At 58.6% G+C, this 20066-nt stretch carries 17 protein-coding genes; 10 read left to right on the top strand and 7 right to left on the bottom strand.

Annotation, left to right across the window (positions count from 1 at the left end):
• Nucleotides 1-157 precede the first annotated feature (157 nt).
• Nucleotides 158-2569, top strand: coding sequence for a PAS domain S-box protein (locus BUC26_RS00255; protein WP_073372830.1), 2412 nt, complete (start codon nucleotides 158-160; stop codon nucleotides 2567-2569).
• A 36-nt stretch (nucleotides 2570-2605) separates the two neighbouring features.
• On the opposite strand, the gene BUC26_RS00260 is transcribed toward BUC26_RS00255, so the two are convergent.
• The 3 genes from BUC26_RS00260 to BUC26_RS00270 all read right to left on the bottom strand — a co-directional run bounded on the left by BUC26_RS00260 (nucleotide 2606) and on the right by BUC26_RS00270 (nucleotide 7731).
• A complete protein-coding gene (locus BUC26_RS00260) occupies nucleotides 2606-3802 on the bottom strand; it encodes a multidrug effflux MFS transporter (RefSeq protein WP_073372831.1) in 1197 nt (398 codons plus the stop codon).
• Nucleotides 3803-3892: 90 nt separating this feature from the next.
• Nucleotides 3893-6457 carry an adenylate/guanylate cyclase domain-containing protein gene (locus BUC26_RS00265; RefSeq protein ID WP_073372832.1) on the bottom strand — a complete coding sequence of 855 codons (2565 nt, stop codon included), beginning with the start codon at nucleotides 6455-6457 and terminating at the stop codon, nucleotides 3893-3895.
• Nucleotides 6458-6771: 314 nt separating this feature from the next.
• On the bottom strand, nucleotides 6772-7731 hold the full coding sequence (locus tag BUC26_RS00270) for a YbgA family protein (RefSeq protein WP_073372833.1): 960 nt from the start codon (nucleotides 7729-7731) through the stop codon (nucleotides 6772-6774).
• Between the two features lie 158 nt (nucleotides 7732-7889).
• Between BUC26_RS00270 and BUC26_RS00275 the strand changes: the two genes are divergently transcribed.
• The 9 genes from BUC26_RS00275 to BUC26_RS00315 all read left to right on the top strand — a co-directional run bounded on the left by BUC26_RS00275 (nucleotide 7890) and on the right by BUC26_RS00315 (nucleotide 15542).
• Nucleotides 7890-9269: a deoxyribodipyrimidine photo-lyase gene (locus tag BUC26_RS00275; RefSeq protein WP_208609666.1), complete on the top strand. Its 1380-nt coding sequence runs from the start codon at nucleotides 7890-7892 to the stop codon at nucleotides 9267-9269.
• 274 nt (nucleotides 9270-9543) lie between these two features.
• Complete coding sequence (locus tag BUC26_RS00280; protein ID WP_073372834.1) at nucleotides 9544-10119, top strand: DUF3833 domain-containing protein; 576 nt, start codon at nucleotides 9544-9546, stop codon at nucleotides 10117-10119.
• Between the two features lie 2 nt (nucleotides 10120-10121).
• On the top strand, nucleotides 10122-10670 hold the full coding sequence (locus BUC26_RS00285; RefSeq protein WP_073372835.1) for a chalcone isomerase family protein: 549 nt from the start codon (nucleotides 10122-10124) through the stop codon (nucleotides 10668-10670).
• Nucleotides 10667-11092 (top strand): nuclear transport factor 2 family protein, encoded by a 426-nt coding sequence (locus tag BUC26_RS00290; protein ID WP_073372836.1) that lies wholly within the window; start codon nucleotides 10667-10669, stop codon nucleotides 11090-11092. Before BUC26_RS00285 ends, BUC26_RS00290 begins: the two co-directional genes overlap by 4 nt.
• Nucleotides 11089-11808, top strand: coding sequence for an SDR family NAD(P)-dependent oxidoreductase (locus BUC26_RS00295; RefSeq protein ID WP_073372837.1), 720 nt, complete (start codon nucleotides 11089-11091; stop codon nucleotides 11806-11808). The genes BUC26_RS00290 and BUC26_RS00295 overlap by 4 nt, the downstream gene beginning before the upstream one ends.
• The gene (locus BUC26_RS00300) at nucleotides 11805-13040 is read left to right on the top strand and encodes an NAD(P)/FAD-dependent oxidoreductase (RefSeq protein WP_073372838.1); all 1236 of its coding nucleotides are present in this window, start codon (nucleotides 11805-11807) and stop codon (nucleotides 13038-13040) included. The genes BUC26_RS00295 and BUC26_RS00300 overlap by 4 nt, the downstream gene beginning before the upstream one ends.
• On the top strand, nucleotides 13037-13774 hold the full coding sequence (locus BUC26_RS00305) for a DUF1365 domain-containing protein (RefSeq protein ID WP_073372839.1): 738 nt from the start codon (nucleotides 13037-13039) through the stop codon (nucleotides 13772-13774). Before BUC26_RS00300 ends, BUC26_RS00305 begins: the two co-directional genes overlap by 4 nt.
• A complete protein-coding gene (locus tag BUC26_RS00310; RefSeq protein ID WP_073372840.1) occupies nucleotides 13771-15033 on the top strand; it encodes an SAM-dependent methyltransferase in 1263 nt (420 codons plus the stop codon). The genes BUC26_RS00305 and BUC26_RS00310 overlap by 4 nt, the downstream gene beginning before the upstream one ends.
• Complete coding sequence (locus BUC26_RS00315; protein WP_073372841.1) at nucleotides 15030-15542, top strand: DUF2878 domain-containing protein; 513 nt, start codon at nucleotides 15030-15032, stop codon at nucleotides 15540-15542. Before BUC26_RS00310 ends, BUC26_RS00315 begins: the two co-directional genes overlap by 4 nt.
• A 44-nt stretch (nucleotides 15543-15586) precedes the next feature.
• On the opposite strand, the gene BUC26_RS00320 is transcribed toward BUC26_RS00315, so the two are convergent.
• From BUC26_RS00320 to BUC26_RS00335, 4 genes are all read right to left on the bottom strand, one after another.
• Nucleotides 15587-16945, bottom strand: coding sequence for a dihydroorotase (locus tag BUC26_RS00320; RefSeq protein ID WP_073372842.1), 1359 nt, complete (start codon nucleotides 16943-16945; stop codon nucleotides 15587-15589).
• Between the two features lie 45 nt (nucleotides 16946-16990).
• Nucleotides 16991-18289, bottom strand: a complete 1299-nt coding sequence (locus BUC26_RS00325) for a TRAP transporter large permease (protein ID WP_084540343.1) — start codon at nucleotides 18287-18289, stop codon at nucleotides 16991-16993.
• A gap of 3 nt (nucleotides 18290-18292) precedes the next feature.
• On the bottom strand, nucleotides 18293-18856 hold the full coding sequence (locus BUC26_RS00330; RefSeq protein WP_073372843.1) for a TRAP transporter small permease subunit: 564 nt from the start codon (nucleotides 18854-18856) through the stop codon (nucleotides 18293-18295).
• Nucleotides 18857-18943: 87 nt separating this feature from the next.
• Entirely contained in the window at nucleotides 18944-20005 is a 1062-nt protein-coding gene (locus tag BUC26_RS00335) for a TRAP transporter substrate-binding protein (protein ID WP_073372844.1), read from the bottom strand.
• Nucleotides 20006-20066 lie beyond the last annotated feature (61 nt).

Consider the following 20066-nt stretch of genomic DNA (forward strand, 5'->3'; position numbering starts at 1 on the left):
CCGGGACGTGCGTTGCCGGATAGTTATTTTTCCTCAGGCCGCGGCAACGAATCTTTGCATTGGTGTCGAAAATTTGCGACACTAACAGCTACAGGCCGATGCACTCGGCCGATCCGGACGATGATCGACGACCACCAACCTCGCTGAACGAGTCATCGTGAAAGACGCGCCACCACACGAATCAAACCAGGCAAACCGGCAGAACGAAGATCATTTTCGTCGCATTATCAATGTACTGCCGCAATTTGTCGCCTATGTAAATCCCGATCTCACCTATCGTTATGCCAATCCCTCGTCGCAGGCCTTCTTCGGCCTGCCACCCGAACAGCTGGTGGGCAGGAAGACCAGGGATATCATCGGCGCCCGGGCCCACGACGCCATTCAGCCGTATTTGGAAAAAGTCCTCGCCGGCGAGACGTCGCACTATCAGCGGGATCTTGTCTATCCAGACGACAAGGTGCACACCATCGACGGCTGGCTGATCCCCGATCTGTCGGAGAGCGGCGAGGTTCTCGGCTATTACGCAATTCTCTACGACATCACCCATGTCAAAACGGCCCACGAGGCCCTGCGTGAAAAAGACGCAAAGATGCGCAGCATCTTCCGGGTCGCGCCGATCGGCATCGGCATCACCAGCAACCGGACCATTGTCGAAGTCAACGACCGGCTTTGCCGGATGCTCGGTTATCGACAGGATGAACTGATCGGCCACAATTCCCGCCTGCTCTACGGCAGTGACGAAGAGTATGATGCCGCCGGAGCCGAGCGACGGCGACAAATCTGGCAGCACGGCAGCAGTTCGGTTGAAACGAGAATGGTGCGAAAAGACGGCGCAGTCATCACCGTATTGACCAATGCAACGCCGATCGACCCGGGTGCCCCTGAAACAGCGGGCATCATCTTCACGGTACTCGATATAAGCAACAGGAAACAGGCGGAACAGGCGGTCAAAACTCAATCAAACACGCTGGATGCAATCTTCAACAGCACGCCGAGCATGCTCGTGCTCGTCGACGAAGAGGGCCGGGTGGAGAAAATCAATCGCCGGGCGGTCGAGTTCTTCGGCAGCGACCAGGAACAGGTCACCAACCGGCTCTGCGGTCTGCTGTTTCGCTGCATCAACGCGGTCGGACCCGATGCCTGCGGCGCCATGGCGGCATGTCCAAGCTGCCCGATCCGCAGCCGTTTCTCGGAAACCTTTCGCAGCGGCACGCCCTTCCGTGAGGAGGAGGGCGAGATGACCCTGCGCCGCGGCGATCATGAGGTTACCTATCAATTGCTCATTTCCACCGCCGTCATCACCATCGAACAGATCGACAAGGTGCTCATCTCGATCACCGATATCTCGGACATCAAGCGCAAGGAGGCGGAGCTGACCCGCCAGCGCATCGCCCATGAGCAGCTGGAACAGCAATATCGACAGGCCCAGAAAATGGAGCCGGTGGGCCGCCTCGCCGGCGGTATCGCCCATGACCTGAACAACCTGCTGGCACCGATCCTCGGTTACAGCGAACTGCTGGCGACCGACCTGACCGAAAACGACCCGCGCCGAGCCGCCGTGGAACAAATCCTCTACGCCGGCCAGCGCGCCCGTGACCTGATCAGACAGCTGCTCGCCTTCAGCCGCAAGCAAACCCTCACCTTTCGCAGCATCAACATCAACGAGCTGCTGTCGCAGTTTCACCGTCTGCTGCGCCGTACCATCAGGGAAGATATCCAGATCAACCTGCACCTTGCCGACCCCCTGCCGAATATCCAGGGCGATACCGGCCAACTCGAACAGGTGATCCTCAACCTGGCGGTCAACGCCCAGGACGCAATGGTCGGCAGCGGTGAACTCAGTTTCCAGACGGCACTGGCCGTGCCGGACGACGCAGAGCGCGCCGAGATGGACCTTGGACAGGCCGGGCCCCACGTACTGTTGACCATCACCGACACCGGCATCGGCATGGACGGCGACACCTGCGCCCAGGTCTTCGAACCGTTTTTCACGACCAAAGGCCAGCACAGCGGCACCGGCCTCGGCCTGTCCACCGTCTACGGCATCATCAAACAACACAAGGGAGCGATTGGCGTCACCAGCAAACCGGGACGAGGAACGACGTTCACCATCCACCTGCCGGCAACCGACAGGAACCTCAACCAGGTCGAAGAGGAACGAGAGGCTTCGCACCCCCAGGTCCAGGGCAGTGAAACCATCTTGCTTGCCGAGGATGATCTCAACCTGCGCGCCATGGTTGAGACGGTTCTCCAGAAACACGGCTACACCGTACTCCCCGCAGCAGACGGCAGGCAGGCGGCGGAGCTGGCTCAGAGTTATCCGGGCCGGATCGACCTACTACTCACCGATGTCGTCATGCCGGAAATGAACGGCCGGCAGCTATACGAGCGTCTGGCCGGACAGTACCCGTCCATCAAAGCGCTCTACATGTCCGGCTATACCGCCGAAGTGCTGACCGACGAGGGTGCTCTCGATCATCGGACGGAGTTGGTCCAGAAACCGTTTTCGGTCATGGATCTGCTGGCCAGAGTCCGCGCAACGCTCGACCGGTCCGTATCATCCGGTTAAGCGGACCGATGTCAAACGGCCCCAGGCCGCAGCCATTCACCGATTCACCTCTTTCTGCACGTTCTCCTGGTACGGCATCTTCAGTGGATAGAAACGATTGATCAACAGCCAGCCGACTAGAGTTACCGTGGCCGACGACAGGCCGAACCAGCCCAGGATCGTCACCTTGTCAGCCCATCCCAGGGAAATGAACCACATGGAGCAGGCGCCGGTGATGAAGTAGGTAAAGACCATCAGCGAGGATGCCGAGCCGACATCGTACTCGACCTGCTCCAGGATCAGGTTGTTACTCGGTGGTCGACCGAAGGCGAAAAAGAAGGTAAGCAGCCACATCGGCACGGCCAATCGAAACGGTTGCGGAAGCATATCGCCGAGCAGGAACATCGAGCACAGCAGCATGCCGCCGTAACTGACCAGCAGCAAGTGGGACAAGGCAAACCGTTTGACCAGCCGGGAAAAGACGAACGGGGCAAGCATGAAGGCGGAGGCATTGAAGCCGAAGAAATAGCCGTATTGTCGCTCCGTATAGCCGAGCGAGGTAATATAGATATCCGAAGAGGCTGCAATGAACGCGAAAAACGGGGCGCCGAGACAGGCAAACACCAGGGTCAACAGGGAAAACCGGTGATTATCGATCAATCGCCAATAACCGCGATACACCCGCCACATCGACTCCTGAACCGGCTCTCTCAAGGATTCTTCCATCCGCACCACCCCGAGAACGGCAATCAAGCCGAGCAGTGCCTGGATCACGAAGACCAGGCGCCAGGACGACAACTCGATAATCCAGCCACCGATCACCGGGGCGATCATCGGCGCCGCCGCAACGATAATGCCGAGTTGGACAAAGATCCGTTGTCGCAGCCGCCCGTCAAACCGATCCTTGCAGATCGCAAAAGCGATCGACGAGGCCGCGGCGGCCCCGGCGCCCTGCAACACCCGGGTGGCGATCATCACTTCGATCGTTGTGGCCAGCGCACAGAGCAGACTCGCGCCGATATAGACGAGCAGTCCGATGAGCAAAGGGGGCCGCCGCCCGTACCGATCGGAGAGCGGACCATAGATCAGCAGAAACAGGCAATAGGTGACAAAAAAACCGACCAGAGTCAGATTGACCGTGGCCAGCGGCACCTGCCATGAGTTTACCAGCAGGGGAATTGCCGCCAGATACATATCCGTCGACAACGGTGGAAAAGCGGCCAGCAGGGCGAGCAGACCAATCAGTTTCTTCATTCAATTTCCTGCAGACAAAACAACCGGAAAGCGATACGCCCGGCATGAGTGAGTGGTGGACATGAGAGGTAATACCGAAAAAACAGCGGCTCAGTTAATTTCTTTGACCCGCTGCAGGAGCCGACGAGCCTTTTCCAGTGAATCTGATGCATTGGTATGGTTTGGGTCGAGACGCAGGGCTCTCTCCCAGGCCGCTATGGCGCCTGTCAGATCCTCTTCGACGAAGAGCTTCACTCCGTGCTTAAACTGCTCCTCAGCCTTGACGGCCAGTTGTTGCTTGACATCGGCAATTGCCCGTTGGATCCCCTCGTGCGTCGAATCAACCTGCAGGAACATCGCCAACGCCTCCAGATAGCCCCCTTGGGCGGCAAGCTCCTGACCGCGCCTAAACAATGCGGCGTTGGCCTGCAGCCGGTCACGCGCCTCCTTCTGCCGTTGCTCTGTCCGCACCTGCTCGATCAGCGGAGAGACGTTCTTGAAGGCCGGATCGACACGGGTCAACGTGGCAATCGCCTCGTCGTATCGCTCCTCGTCCCAATATCGTTCAGTCAAACGCACCAAAGACAGGTTAAGAATATAGGAAGCCTCTTCATCACCGGGATTGTCACTAAGGATCGATTCGGCCACGGACAGCACCGCTTCGTACTCCTTATCGGCAAAGAGTCGGCGGGCGACCCTGATCTGCTTACTGTAATCGAGCAGGATCTTTGAAAACAGCGTGTCTAGATCGGCAAGCACAAGAATCTCACCGACTTGAGGCTCATCCTGACGCCCGCCGTTTGCCAGGAGCCGGACGGCAAAGGCGTAGTCGGCCGAACCGTAGACCGACTCGGCAATGGTGGCAAAGGAATCGCCTTCGCCCACGGTATATTCAATCGTCCGCTCGGCCTGATACCTGTTTTTCAGGTAATCAAGGGCCGTCTGATTCTGCGGATCAAGCCGCAACGCCTCGAGAAAAGCCTGCCGGGCTCCGTCACCGTCTTTGCGTTCAAACAGGTCCACTCCCTGCCGGGCATAAACCGCGGCAATCTCCTGTAATTGCTTGGAGAGAAAGGTTATTTTCTCATCGACCAAAATCTCGGCCTGCCGCCAATAGGTCACGGCTTCCTGGTAGCGTCCCGACCCCTCGTCCCGGAGCGCCTGGAGTTGAGCGGAGGCCGGCAGCAGCACCAGCGATTGTTCGGCCAGCACCGCCGCTGTTGCATCATCCCCCGACTGCGGCCCGGGAACGGCACAGCCGGCCAGTATCGGCAGCACGGCCAGTAAACAGCAGAGGGTTCTGACGACACGAAAAACCTCGACGAGCTGCTCCCGGTTCTTGATCTTCTGCGGAGGCAGTGCTTCGACCTCGGCGAAACCATCCAGATCCATTGTACCGTCGCTGTCGACGATAATCTCCCCGGCGCCGGCCAGGCTGTTCAGCGACGAGGCGACGTTGACGCTGTCGCCGATGACCGTGTATTCCATTTTCACCGACGAGCCGATGTTCCCTGCCACGACGATGCCGGAAGCGATACCGATCCCGACCGAGGAGAGTAGCGGGTTGCCCCCTCCCGCCGCACGGGCCAGCTGGCGCTGCATCGCCACCGCCGCCCGGATGCAGCGCTCCCGGTGGTTGGGATGGGCGACCGGGATACCAAAGACGGCCAGTACCGAATCGCCGATAAACTTGTCGACATAACCGCCGTGACTGAATATCACCTCGGTGGCAATCGCGAAAAAATCGTTGAGCTTTTCCACCACCTCTTCCGGCTCTCTTCCTTCAGCATACGCGGTAAAGCCACGAATATCGGCAAAGAGAATCGATGCCTCGCTGCGCTGCCCCTTGAGCCAGGCTTGGCCTGGACTCCTGGTGATCAGATCGAGGACTTCCGAGCCGACGTATTTACCGAACGACTCCTTGATCATCGCCTGTCGCGACAATTCCTCGCCCATGCGGTTGAAGGCCTGCCCGAGGCGCCCCAATTCGTCGTTGCGACTGCTGTCGACCTTGAAGTCGTAGTTGCCTCGGGCAATCTGCGACGTGGCCTGGACCAGCGCCGAGAGCGGCCTGGTGAAACGCAGGCTGTACATGACCGCGACAATCATTCCGAGACCGATGATGATCAGTGTAGCAGCAACGAGAAAGGCGCGTTCGTCGACGAACAGCTGTCTGATAAAATTCACCGACAACCCGACGTGTACCTCCCCGAGTTGCTTTTCCTGGAACAGGATCGGCATGCTCAAATTGAGGACCGGCCTGCCATCAGGCAAACGATAGTTGAAATAGGTCACCGCACCCTGCTGCACCCGTTCACCGGCGCGCTCGAACGGTTCAAACCGGGTGTCGACTTTTTCATGGTCGGTATGCGCTTTGATGATATCTTCGGTATCGACGATCATCGCATAAAAGTGTCCGTCGACCGAAGCGACGTTGTTGATCAGGGTACTGAGCGTCAACGTATCGTCGGTGAGCAGCGGTACTTTGGCATTATCGGCAACGTAGCTCAGGCTGACCGAACCGAGCTTGACGATGTGATCATAGAGGCTCGTGCGCTGGCGCTCGATGATCACATAGCTGAGGATACCGATCGATACTGCCAGCACTACCATGGTGGCCAGGGAAAGCTGCAGCCAGATCGGAATTCTCGGCGAGGGAATGGTTTCGCTTTTCACCGTGTTGTTCTGTCTTCCAGATGTCCGCTCTAAACAATACCGGTTCGGTCCAATCTCCGGGTTAAGTGAGAACCATGCGCCCCCGAAGCAGCACCTCTAGACCTGCACCTAATTACTCTCTTTAATCCTGATTTTAAACGGAAATTAAAATTATTCAAACTAGCAGGGCGGCCGAGCCAATCCCCTTGGCGAGTCGCCGAACGGTGCGCACCCCGAGAATGCCGACCCGGCAGGCATGGTTCCCGTCTCGTCAGGCCAAGAGCTATCATAGCACGTTCACCGCCCCAGGGGAACAGATCGGCCGTCAGCGCCCATCAGGCATGATTACGCAGTTTCAGCTCAATCGGATGCGGATTGAGATACCATTGATTCTGCAGATACGGCTCGTCATATTTCCGGATATAGTGGTTGAACAGGGTCAACGGCACAATGAGCGGCACGTGATTGGCACGAAACTGATCGATGATCTCCAGGAGTTCCTGTTTTTCGTCGCCGCTAAGCAGTTTCTTGAAATAGCCCATCATGTGCATCATTACGTTACAATGTTTTTTCACCGTCGGTTTGAGCTTCATCGCAGCCATCAGAAGTTCCTGGTACGCGGCAAACAACGACCGCGGCTCACTGCTGCCGGCCCGGGCGACCAACCGTCCGAGTTCACGATAATGCTGTTCGCTATGCGACCGCAACAACAGCTTGTGACTGGTATGAAAGGCCACCAAAACCGCTGCGGTAGCCTGCTCACACGCGGTGCGCCAGCGACGGTAGACGAAAACGGACTCGATGAAATTTTCACGCAGCACCAGATCGTGCAATCTTCCCTCCTCCTCGACCGGCAACCAGTTGAAATGATCGATAAAGGCCCGGGCGAACAGGCCGACGCCGGCCGAGCGGGGCACGCCATTGGCGTCATAGACCTTGACTCGTTCCATGCCCGACGACGGCGACTTACTCTTGAAGATAAAGCCGCAGAGTTCTTCATTGGCCAGTTCCCGCACCCGTTCAGCTGCCCAACGAGTCATCCGGTCGGTCATGTCGGCGCCACTCCTGACGGTTACCAGCCGTGGCGCCGTCGGGTCGCCGACCAGACGCATCGCTTCCCGCGGCACCGGCAGACCGCACTCCACCTCCGGACAGACCGGCACGAAGGTAAAGAACCGGCCGAGGATATCGGTAATATAGCGATCACGCTTATGCCCGCCGTCGTAGCGGACCTCGTTACCGACCAGGCAGGAACTGACGCCGATCCTGATCGTTTCATCCGTTTCGCTCTCCATGGCTCCTTCTCCTCTGTCGCTGATGGGTGATGTGAAATTTTGTCGTAGTGATTATCATAGCACCGATATGAGATTTCGTCGCAAAAAACCATGCACGATACCGGTAGCACAGGTCCAGTGTTCCTCGGATTCAACCGAATAATTACGGAGATGCGCCGGTGAACCGCAAAAGCAGAGACATCGAACGGCGCAGTCGCCTGCTCGTCGACGGCCGTCGTGGCGCCGGGCCGGTGGTCTACTGGCTGTCACGTGACCAGCGGGTACACGACAATTGGGCCCTGCTCTGCGCCCAGCAGGAGGCCTTGATTCGGGGCCGGGGGCTGGTTGTGGTCTTCTGCCTGGTCACCGATTATCCGGGCGGTGAGCAACGCAGCTATCACTTCCTGCTGGCCGGCCTAGCCGAACTGGCCCGGCAACTGGCGGAGCTCGGCATCGGTTTCGTCCTACTGCGCGGAGATCCGGCCCTGGCCCTACCACCCTGGCTCCACCGGATCGATGCCTGCACGCTGATCGGCGATTTTGACCCTCTGCGCCTCAAACGACAGTGGCAGCGCCGATTGCTCGCCGAAATCGGAATACCATTTATCGAGGTCGACGCCCATAATGTCATACCGGCCTGGATCGCCTCGAACAAGAGGGAATACAGCGCGGCCACGTTTCGGCCGAAGTATCGGCGGCTGATTGACGATTACCTGACCGATATACCGGCGGTGATCCGTCATCCGCATCCCGGCCCGGCCGCTTCTCCGCCGCTGGAGACGGACCGGTTGCTCGGTGAGGTTACCGGCCGCCGAGCCGGCCCGGTTAATTGGCTGGTACCGGGCGAAACCGCCGGCAAGGCGGCTGTCGAAACGGCACTAAACGACCGGCTGCCGGGCTACGCGAGCCGGCGCAACGACCCGTGCGGAAACGGGCAATCGAACCTGTCGCCCTACCTCCATTTCGGCCAGATCTCCGCCCAGCGATTGGCCTGGCGCGTTTCCGGGGCACCGCTGGCAGAGGAGGATCGACAGGCCTTTCTCGAGGAATTACTCGTCCGCCGCGAGCTGGCCGACAATTTCTGCCTCCATGAATCCGACTACGACCGCTTTGCCGGCTTTCCCGCCTGGGCCCGGCAGAGCCTGGACGAACATCGCGGCGACCGTCGGCCGTATTGCTACAGCCTTGCCGAACTGGAAAACGGTGGCAGCCACGAAGCACTATGGAATGCCTGCCAGCGCGATCTGGTTGCGACCGGCAAACTGCACGGCTACCTGCGCATGTACTGGGCCAAAAAGATCCTAGAATGGACGAGTGAGCCGGAAGAAGCACTGCACATCGCCATCACCCTGAACGACCGCTATTCCCTGGACGGCCGGGATGCAAACGGCTACACCGGCATCGCCTGGTCAATCGGCGGGGTGCACGACCGGGCCTGGCCGCGTCGACTGATCTTCGGCAAAGTCCGCTTCATGAACGAAAAAGGCTGCCGGAGAAAGTTCGCGGTGGATGACTATATCACCGCAGTCAATCTCAACCATCGACGGGACAGGTTTTAACCTGTCCTCCGCTAACTAATTAAGCACAACCGGCGCCGAGCAACCACCTCCAGCGCAGTGGCCGGCTGGTCCGGCAGGTCCTCCCTCCCGGCTGAAATAGGGCGTACAGCCCCCTCGCTCCTTGTCAATTCGTCACTACTCTATAACCAATAGTAGACAAAACTATCATTTTACACTCATTTACTCCCTATTGTTTTCCAATCAATCGCTCCCTACCTTTGTTCTAACAACGCAGCAGTTCACCTGCACGATTCACGCTCTACGAGGTTATGCAATGATAAAACAATCGTCCCGGCTCCACCGGCTTATCATTACCGTCTTTCTGCTCGGCTCGCTTGCCCTTGCCGGCGGATGTAGTAAAATGGATGTGCATCACTATGACGGCCGGACCCCGCGCTTCGATATCATCGACTTTTTCAGTGGCCAGACGCGCGGCTGGGGCATCGTCCAAGACCGGTTCGGCAACCTGAAACGGCAATTCGTTGTGGATATTGCCGGCCACCTCGATGGTGACGGCAACCTGGTACTTGAGGAAGATTTTTCTTGGGACGACGGGGAACTCAGTCGCCGCGTCTGGACCATTTCCCGAATCGAAGAGGGCGCTCTGCGAGGCCGCGCGGACGATGTCGTCGGCGAGGCGTCGGGTGAGACTGCGGGCAACGTGCTGAACTGGCAATACAAACTGGAACTGGTGATCGACGGATCTACCTGGGTCGTTGCTCTTGACGACTGGATGTTCCTGCAGCCGGACAACATTCTGCTTAACCGGGCCGAGATGAGTAAATTCGGCATCCGGGTCGGTGATGTCACCATCGCCTTCCAGAAACAACCCAACCCTGGAGGAAACTGATCATGGCTCGCTTGCCGTTCTTTCTCTTAACTCTCGGTCTGATCCTGGCCCTCCAATCACCGGCCCATGCGGCAACGGAGCTGGCCCCGATCGGTTCCGGCAGCGTGCGCTATCTTGGCCTGATCAAGGTCTACGATGCGACTCTTTACGCCCCGCTGCAATCCAGCGAAACGGCCATCCTCGGAGCCGAGCAATCCATCTGTCTGCAACTCGACTACGCGGTCGACGTACCGTCCTCGGCCTTTATCGAAGCAGCAGAGACCATCCTGGCCCGGCAACACGAACCGGATGTACTGACCCGGGTACGACCGCAGATAGACGTGATCCACGGCAGTTATCGCGATGTCGGCGACGGCGACAGTTACCGGCTCTGTTACGACGACACCAGCGGACGGAGCAGGCTGGCGCTCAACGACGAGATCCTGGCAACCGTCGACTCCGCCGAATTCGCCGCCATCTATTTCGGTATCTGGCTCAGTCCCGACCAACCGCTGGACGAATCTTTGCGAGACGATCTCTTTGCCGGCCTGAAGCAGGAGATAAACAAATGAACAGACTGGACGATTTCCTGGCTGTCTACCAACAGCTCACGGCCGACAATCTCGACCTGCTCGACACAGTCTACAGCAGAGATATCGAGTTTTGCGACCCGGCCCATGTAATCCACGGTCTGGACGCACTGCGAAGCTATTTTGGTGAACTTTACCGGAACGCCGACTCGGTCGGTTTTTCCTTCATTCGCCGGCACCTCGTCGATGATGAGGCTTATCTGAGCTGGCGCATGAGTTTTCGCCACCCGAAACTGGCCCGCGGCCGAACCATCGAGGTCGACGGCATGAGCTACCTGCAGTTCGATGAAGCCGACAAAGTCCGCTATCACCGGGACTATTTCGATCTTGGCGCAATGCTCTACGAGCACCTGCCGCTGCTCGGCTCGCTCGTCAAAACTATCAAACGGAGGCTCGGCACATGAATATCCTGATCACCGGCGCCACCTCGGGTATCGGCAGGCAACTGGCCGTTGACTATCTCGCCGCCGGCCACCGGGTCTGGGCGATCGGCCGCAACGAACAGCAACTCGAGGAACTCGCCGGTCTCGGCGCAGAGACCGGAGCCGTCGATCTGCTCGACCGCGAGGCGACCCTGGCCTGGTTCGGCAGACTGGACCGCATCGATTGTGCCATCCTCTCGGCCGGCTCCTGTGAATACATCGACCTGCCCGATTTCGACAGCGCGCTGCTTGCCCGGGTCATGCGTATCAATGTGGAGACCATGGGGCACAGCATCGAAGGCGTCCTGCCTGCCCTGCGACGCAGCGAAGCGCCGCAGCTGGTCGGCATCGGTTCCGCCGCCGCCTATCTGCCGCTGCCCCGTGCCGAGGCCTATGGTGCCTCGAAAGCAGCCGTCGCCTACCTGATCGAGACCTTGCGCATTACGCTGGCCGCCGAGGGTATCGCGGTCAGCCTGGTCTGCCCCGGCTTCGTCAAGACGCCGCTGACCGACCGCAACGACTTTCCAATGCCGTTTATGGTCACCACCGAGCAGGCCAGCGCTGCAATCCGTGCCGGCATCGCCAAACGCGAGGCCGAGATCCATTTCCCGAAACGTTTCACGCTACTGATGAAAGCGGCATCGCTGCTGCCGCGCGGACTCTGGCTGCGGCTGGCACAACGGATGAAAAAATCATGAAATCGATCGCCGTCATCGGCACCGGCATCGCCGGCCTGACCAGCGCCTATTACCTGTCCCGGCAACATCGGGTAACCGTATTCGAGGCAAACGACTATATCGGCGGCCATACCCACACTGTCGATATCGACTATGACGGCGAACGGAGCGCCATCGATACCGGCTTTATCGTCTTTAACGATCGCACCTATCCGAACTTCATCCGGCTGCTCAATGAACTCGGCGTTGCCTACCAGCCGACCGAGATGAGTTTTTCGGTGCGCAACGACGCGATCGGCTTGGAATACAACGGCCACAACCTGAGCAGCCTGTTCGCCCAACGTAAAAACCTGGTCAACCCGGCTTTTCTGCGGATGCTTGCCGACGTCGTCCGCTTCAACCGCAGCGTCCGGACCGAGGCCTCGCACGAGCGACTGTACACCATCGGCGACTACCTGGACGAGCACCGTTTCGGCTCGCTCTTCGCCGACAATTATCTGCTGCCGATGATCGCCGCCATCTGGTCGATGGGGCTCGATGATGCCCGGGCCTTTCCGTTGCATTTTTTCGCCCGGTTTTTCGAGAACCATGGGCTGCTCAACCTGGTGGACCGACCGCAGTGGTATACCATTATCGGCGGCTCGCGCAGCTATATCGAGCCGCTAACCGCGCCGTTTGCAAACTCGATCCGGCTCAGCAGCCCGGTCGAGCGAATCGTCCGCAGCGCTGATTCGGTGCAGGTGACGAGCAGCGGGACAACTGAGACCTTTGACGAGGTAGTACTCGCCTGTCACGGCGACGAAGCCCTGGCCCTGATCGGCGATCCGAGCGGGCGGGAACGGGCGGTCCTGGAGAAGATCCGCTTTACCGACAACGAGGTGCTGCTGCACACCGACGAGAGCATCCTGCCGCGGCAGCGTCGGGCCTGGGCAAGCTGGAACTATCGACTCGACCCGGCCCGCAGCGGGCAGACGACGCTGACCTACAACATGAACATCCTGCAGCGCCTGAACAAAAAGCATACCTATCTGGTGACGCTCAACGAGTCGATCGACGAAACCAAGGTGCTGGCCCGTTTCAACTATCACCACCCGGCCTACGATATGCGCCTTCTCGAGGCCCAGGAAGACTGGTCGAGCATATCCGGCAGCAACCGGCTCCATTTCTGCGGTGCATATTGGTTCAACGGCTTCCATGAAGACGGGGTGCACAGTGCGCTGCGGGTCTGCGCGTCGCTGGGGGTGCCGGTATGAACCATGCACTCTACGTCGGCCGTGTCAGCCACCAGCGCTTTCTGCCCCGCGCCCATCGCTTCAGCTACCCGTTTTTCATGTGGCATCTCAACCTCGACCGGCTGGACCAATTGCCGCAACTGAAGCCGTGGTTTGCCGAGAAGGGATTCGCCCTGAGCCGCCTGCGCCGCAGCGACTATCTCGGCCCGGCCGACGAGCCGCTGGCGACCAGCGTCAAACGAAAGATGGCCGAGTTGACCGAACAGACGGTGGCCGGCGAGGTGACCGGGCTACTCAACCTGCGCACGCTCGGCCTTTATTTCAGCCCGGTCAATTTCTATTTCGGCCATGATCAAGACGGTCGCTGCAGCCACCTGCTCGCCGAGGTATCGAACACCCCGTGGAACGAGCGCCACTACTACGGCTTTCACCTGGCGCACGGCGAGCAGCAGCCGACCCATCCGAAGGCCTTCAAGGTCTCGCCCTTCAACCCGGTCGATCAACAGTATCGCTGGCAGATCGAGGCACCCGGCGAAACGGCCCGCATCGTCATCGAGGTCAGCGACTCGCGCGGTCGAGTCTTTTCCGCCCAGCTGAACCTGGAACGGAGACCGCTCGATCGGTCCATCCTGCGCCGGCAGCTGCTGCGCCGTCCGGTGATGACCGCCGCGGTAATCAGTGCCATCTATTGGCAGGCCTTGAAATTGTACATCAAAGGAGTCCCTTACATACCGTATCGCAAGGAGATGACATGACCACCATCGCTCCCTCTCGCTCGTTTACCGCCCCCCTGACGGTCCCGACCTTTCTGCAGAACCGGGCCAGAGCACTGCTGCACAGGGTCCTGAAAACGCTGCGCCACGGCCAGATCACGCTGGTCGACGACACCGGCCGCCACAGCTTCGGCAACGATCCATCTCTGCACTGCACGATCACCATCAAGGATCCCCGGGCCTACGTCAGCATCCTTACCGGAGGTACGGTGGGCGCCGGTGAGTCGTATATCGACAGTTCCTGGGAAACCGACCGGCTCACCGACCTGGTGCGCATCATCGCCCGCAATCAGGCAGTGCTGCAGAACATGGAACGGCAGTCTTCCACCCTGGTCAGGCTGCTGCGGCGGGTTGGCCACCTCTGGCGGCGCAACAACCGAAGCGGGGCAAAAAACAACATCATCGCCCACTACGATCTGGGCAACGAGCTCTACTCCTCCTTCCTTGACCAGACGATGATGTATTCGTCGGCCATTTACCCGGCCCCGGACAGCACGTTGGAGGAGGCTGCCCGCTATAAATTGGACCACATCTGCCGGCGACTCCAACTCGGCCCGCAGGACCACGTGCTGGAGATCGGCTCCGGCTGGGGCGGCTTCGCCATTCACGCAGCCACTCACTACGGCTGCCGGGTTACCACCACCACCATCTCCGAGGCCCAGTACCGGGAGGCTTCCAAGCGCATCGAAGAGGCGGGCCTTGGCGAGCGGATCACCTTGCTGCGGCAGGATTATCGCGACCTGGAAGGCACCTACGATAAACTGGTCAGCATCGAAATGATCGAGGCGGTCGGTGATCGCTATCTGCCGGAATTTTTCAAAAAGTGCATGTCGCTGCTGCGACCGGACGGCGTCATGATAATACAGGCGATCACCATCAGGGACGAGAAGTACGAAGAGTATCTCGGCGATGTCGACTTCATCCAGAAACACATCTTCCCCGGTGGTTGTCTGGCCGCCAACAGCCGCCTGCTGGACGTGCTGAGCCGTTCCACCGACCTGGTGGTACGCGGTATCGAGGATTTCGGGTTCGACTATGCCCGCACCCTGCAGGACTGGCGGGCTCGTTTTCTCGCGGCCTTCAGCGGCCTTAGGGAATACGGCTACGACGAACGCTTCCGGCGACTCTGGGAATTCTATCTCTGCTATTGCGAAGGGGGCTTTCTCGAACGGACCATCAGTGTCGTACAACTGGTCGCCGACCGTCCCGGCAACCGGCTGCCGGCAAGGCGGGCGCCATGAACTGGTTGGTCAACCTGGCTATCTACAACGTGGTCTGGCTGATCTGCGTGCTGGGCGGCAACTCGCTGGCCTGGCTCGGCCTGGTCCTGGTGGCCGGTCATTTCCTGATCAGTCCCAACCGGCGGAGGGATGCGCTGTTGGCGACGGCGGTACTGACCGTTGGCGTGATGACCGACGGCATCCTCCACACCATCGGTTTCTTCACCTTCATCCCGGACCAGTTTCCGATCCCGTTCTGGCTGGCCGTCATCTGGCTCGCCCTGGCCACCCTCCCCAACCACAGCCTCAGCTGGATGAAGCGGCGTCCCGTGCTGTCGGCCCTGTTCGGCGCACTCGGCGGACCGCTCGCCTACTGGGGCGGCGCCCGCCTCGGCGCGGCGACCCTGAACTGGCCGCTGCTCGAATCACTGCTGCTGCTGGCCGTTGTCTGGGGCCTGCTCTGGCCACTGATCATGCTGCTCAGCAGTCTGAACGACAAAAAGAAAATTAGAGTTTTCCCCGCTGCCTAGAAACGGAGTCTGTCCCAAAACGGGAACATCCCTTTTTCTTTCGGTCAATTCGTTCGGGAGACGTAACGGCCATGACCGGCAGCTCCGGTAATCGCACCTCCCTCGGCAACACTCACCCCACGTACCATGGTCATGATCGGCCAGCCGCGGAAGGTTTTACCAAGATAGGGGGAATATGGGCATTTGGTCTGCAGATCCTGAAGATCCAGGGTTTTCACCAGACTCGGATCGACCACCACGAGATCGGCATCGGCGCCGGGGCTCAAATGGCCCTTGCGCGGATAAAGCCCATAGATCTTGGCCGGGTTCAAGCTGGTAACTTCGACCAACCGCTCCATCGACAATTGCCCTCTTGATACCCCGTCCAGGAGAACCGGGAGCAAGACCTCAAGGCCGGGCACACCGTTTGGCGCATCCCAGATGTTGGTCAATCCCGGAGTCTTTTCCTCGGGGGCATATGGGCAATGATCCGAGCCGATGGTTTGGACAGCGCCCCCGGCCAGCAATTCCCAGAGCCTCCGCAGGTTCGGCTCATCACGCATGACCGGTGAAAACTTCAGGTACGGGCCGTGCTCAACAATATCTTCATCTATAAAGGTAAAAAAATGGGGGCACGATTCGGCGAACACCGATACCCCCCTGCCTCGCGCCTCACCGATCATTTCCAGCGAATCGGCACACGACACATGGGCTAAGATCACCCGGCATCCGGTCTGTTCAGCCAGGATAAGAGCCCGCCTGACGGCCTCGGTTTCAACCCAGGATGGCCGTGAAGCGAGATAGGAAAGCGGATCGGTTCGTCCCTCGGCACGCAGCTGCTTTTCAAGCGTCTCGACAATCGCCTGATTCTCCGCATGAATGTAGGCCAAGCCGTCGTGTTTCTGCAATATCTGCATTATCCGGTACAATTGCCCGTCGTCTACCATCCCGTAACTTTTCGGGGAATAGCACATCATCATTTTCAGGGCCGGGGCACCGGTTTCGGTCCACAACAACTCGATTTGGTCGAGATTGCCCGACGAGGCGCCGCCATGCAGTCCGTAATCGACATAGGAACGTCCTTCATAGCCGGCAAGCGTTTCCCGGTACGTGGCAACATCAAAGACCGGCGGGTTATTGACCGGTTGCGAGATCGCCGTGGTAATGCCGCCGACCGCGCAGGCCCGGGTGCCGTGTTCCAGGTCCTCGCGCTCGGGAGAGCCGGGATCCTGGAAATGGACATGGGCGTCAATCGCCCCCGGGATAATGTACTTCCCGGAAACATCTATTACCTGCTGCGCGTCGACACCGGCCGCGCTATCGAGCAAGCAGGCGACCCGGCCATCCCTGATGCCAAGCGCACCGACAAACCGATCTTGAGCGGTTACGATCATGCCGCCGGTCAGTAACGTATCAACTTTCATTGTGCACCTCCTTGCCCCAGCCCCTTGGTCGATCCGGCTGGCATGCTAGAAGCCAAGCATCCGATCAGGCAGCCAGAGCACCAGTTCGGGAACGTAGATCATCACGCCGACCATCAGGAGCATGGTCAGCAGAAACGGTAAAACGCCGATAATGACGTCCTTGAGCGGACCGTTATCGGTCCTGATTCCCTGGACGACATAGAGATTCATGCCGATCGGCGGCGTGATCAGCGATGCCTCGCAGAGGATCATCAAAAACACGCCGAACCAGACCGGATCGTAGCCGACGGCGACAACAAGCGGTACCACCAGCGGAATAGTGGTCACCATCATGGCAATCGTTTCGATAAAGGTGCCGAGCACGATGTAGAAAACAACGATCAGCCACATGGTCAATTGCGGCGACAGGTTGAACTGAACAAACCACTGCGACAAGGCCTGCGGAATACCAAGCATCGAAATAATGAAATTCATGTAGAAGGCACAGGCCATGATCAGCAGGATCATCGCCGTCGTCTTAATCGTCGAGGCAAACGACTCGTGCAGCATGGCGATCGACAAGCGCCCCTGAACCAGCGCGATCACCACTACCGCCAGTACGCCGAGTGCAGCCGCCTCGGTCGGCGTCGCCCAACCGAGATAGATACTGCCCATAACCGCGAAAATGATAATCAGCGAGGGTAGAAACGACCCGAGCGTCTTGATCTTGTAGACAAAAGATCGCGGCTCTTCCGGTTCCCCGGTCACCGATGGTCTGATGACCGCTATAATCATGATGGTGGTCATAAAGGCCAAGGCCAACATAATTCCGGGTACCAAACCGCCAATAAACAACCTGCCGATCGAGGCGTCGGCGATCGATCCGTAGATGATCATGTTAATGCTCGGTGGAATCAGGATACCGAGCGTTCCGCCAGCCGCCAGCGAACCGAGTACGATCCGGTCGTTATAACCTCTCGTTTTGAAAGTTGGAATGGCCACGGTGCCGATCGTCGCGGCCGTCGCCACGCTTGACCCGCTGGTCGCGGCAAGCAGAGCACTGGCCCCGATATTGGTGTGGAGCAGGCCGCCGGGCAGGCGGGCCAGCCACAACGACATCGACTGATACACTTTATCGGTAATACCGCTACGCAGCAAAAGTTCGCCGAGCAGCACGAACAAGGGAATCGCCGTCATGACAAAGCTGTTCAGTACCGACCAGACCTGGTTGCCAAAATCCAACAGTACGGCACTACCGAGGGTCATCCAGGCGCCGCCGGCGCCGATAACGAACAATACCGAGGCGACATGAACGCCGATGGCAAGGAGCAGGAAAAGGATGCCGAAACCGACCAGAATCTGCATGACTTACCTCATATCTTTTTCGTTGACGTCACTCTGCTCGACGCCGTAGGTCTTGTTCAGCTCATCGCTCTGTCCTTTGGCGGCCAACGATACTGCATGGAAGAAACACACCGCGACGTGAAGGAAAAACCAGAGCAACCCGAGAACATATAACCCTTGCGGGATCCATAAGGGGGTTTCGAGCGGGGTCGGAGCCACCGCCTTGAAGGAAAAACTCTCGAGCAGCATCGCCGAGCTGCGCCAGAGCATCATAAAGGCCAGCAACAGAAGAAGTGTGTAAGCCAGTACATTGGCGGCCGCCTGGATACCCGAAGGAAACGCCGAGAGCAGCGCGTTGAGTCTGATATGACTTCGATGAGAGAGCGTATAGGAAAAACCGGCGGCACAAACAATTGCCAGAACATAGCCGCCGATTTCATCGGAACCCTGAAGAGACAGGGCAAATAGTTTTCGACCGATCACGTCAATACCGACATAGAGCGACAGGCCAAGAAGTGCCCAGCCGCCGAGAATAGCCAGAGTTCTGCTATACCGATCGAAACGGCCAACTGTACTTTTCAGTGCCATGATCAACCTCCATTAGCCGGCCGGGGGAAACCCCGGAATCCCCCGGCCGGAATGGCTCTGGAAGAAAAACTATGTTGATGAGCGACCCTACTTGCCAGAGATCGTCACCCCTGCCGCTGCACCAGCCGTCTCGTTCCAGATCGCGGCAGCCTTTTCATCCGTTTTCGTAGCGCTTTCCACCCACTCGGGCAGGACCGCCTGCTCGACAGCCTCTTTCATCCGCTGTCGATCTTCCTGACTGACAGAGATCAGGGTCATGTTGCCCGGCTTTCCGTATTTACAGTCGCCGACGCCGGTGTTGCAGTTGATACCGTCCTGCGTTGCCTCGGCGCCGATCTGCCACAATTTATCTTCCATGGCCTGAAATTCAGCGGTCAGCAGATCACGTGTCTGCTGGTCGAGTTTGTTCCAGAAATCCAGGTTGGCGACATGGACCTGAATCGAGAAACCAACCGGCATCGGGTAGAGATAGTTGGCAACCTCGTACCAGGAAGCGGTATTACCGGCCAGGGCACCGGTCACGGCACCGTCAATGACGCCGCGCTGCAGTGATGTGTAGACTTCGGGAAAAGCCATACTGACACCGGTTGCTCCGAAATGCTTGACGAATTCTGCCATTGGCCGGCTGAACACCCTGATCTTCTTGCCCTGGAAGTCATCCAGTCCGTTGATTTTTTCCTTGAACCAGAACACCTGATCACCGTACGGCCAGATTGCCAGCAGTTTGCCATTAAATTTCTTCTGCAATCTGCTGTCGAATTCCTCACGATAGGCATCGGCCACCTTGCGCGCCGTTTCGACATCGGGCGCTACACCGACCAGGTCAACTCCCTGGAAAAAAGCATCTTCGCCGCTGATATAGCCAAGCTGCATTTCCATAATATCGAATACGCCGGCCTTGAGCTGCCGCAGGGCCTGAAATCCTTTCTGGCCCAGTTCGTCCATTGTGCGGAACTGGACATCAAGCCGATCACTATGCTTGGTGGCCAATTCTTCGAAAAATGGTTGCTCAACCAGGGTGCTCTGGATCTGCTTGGTAAAGCCGCCCAGCGCGCGGATCGAAACCTTGTCGGCAGCCTGAACCGGAAGAGACAGCAGGAAAGCACACATCGGGACCATTACAACCTGCGCGAGTGTTTTTCTTTTCATTGTGTTCATCTCCTTGTTTGTTCGTTGTATGAAAACCATTGGTTCACAAGTGACTCAAGGC

This window comes from Desulfofustis glycolicus DSM 9705, assembly GCF_900130015.1.
GTDB lineage: Bacteria > Desulfobacterota > Desulfobulbia > Desulfobulbales > Desulfocapsaceae > Desulfofustis > Desulfofustis glycolicus.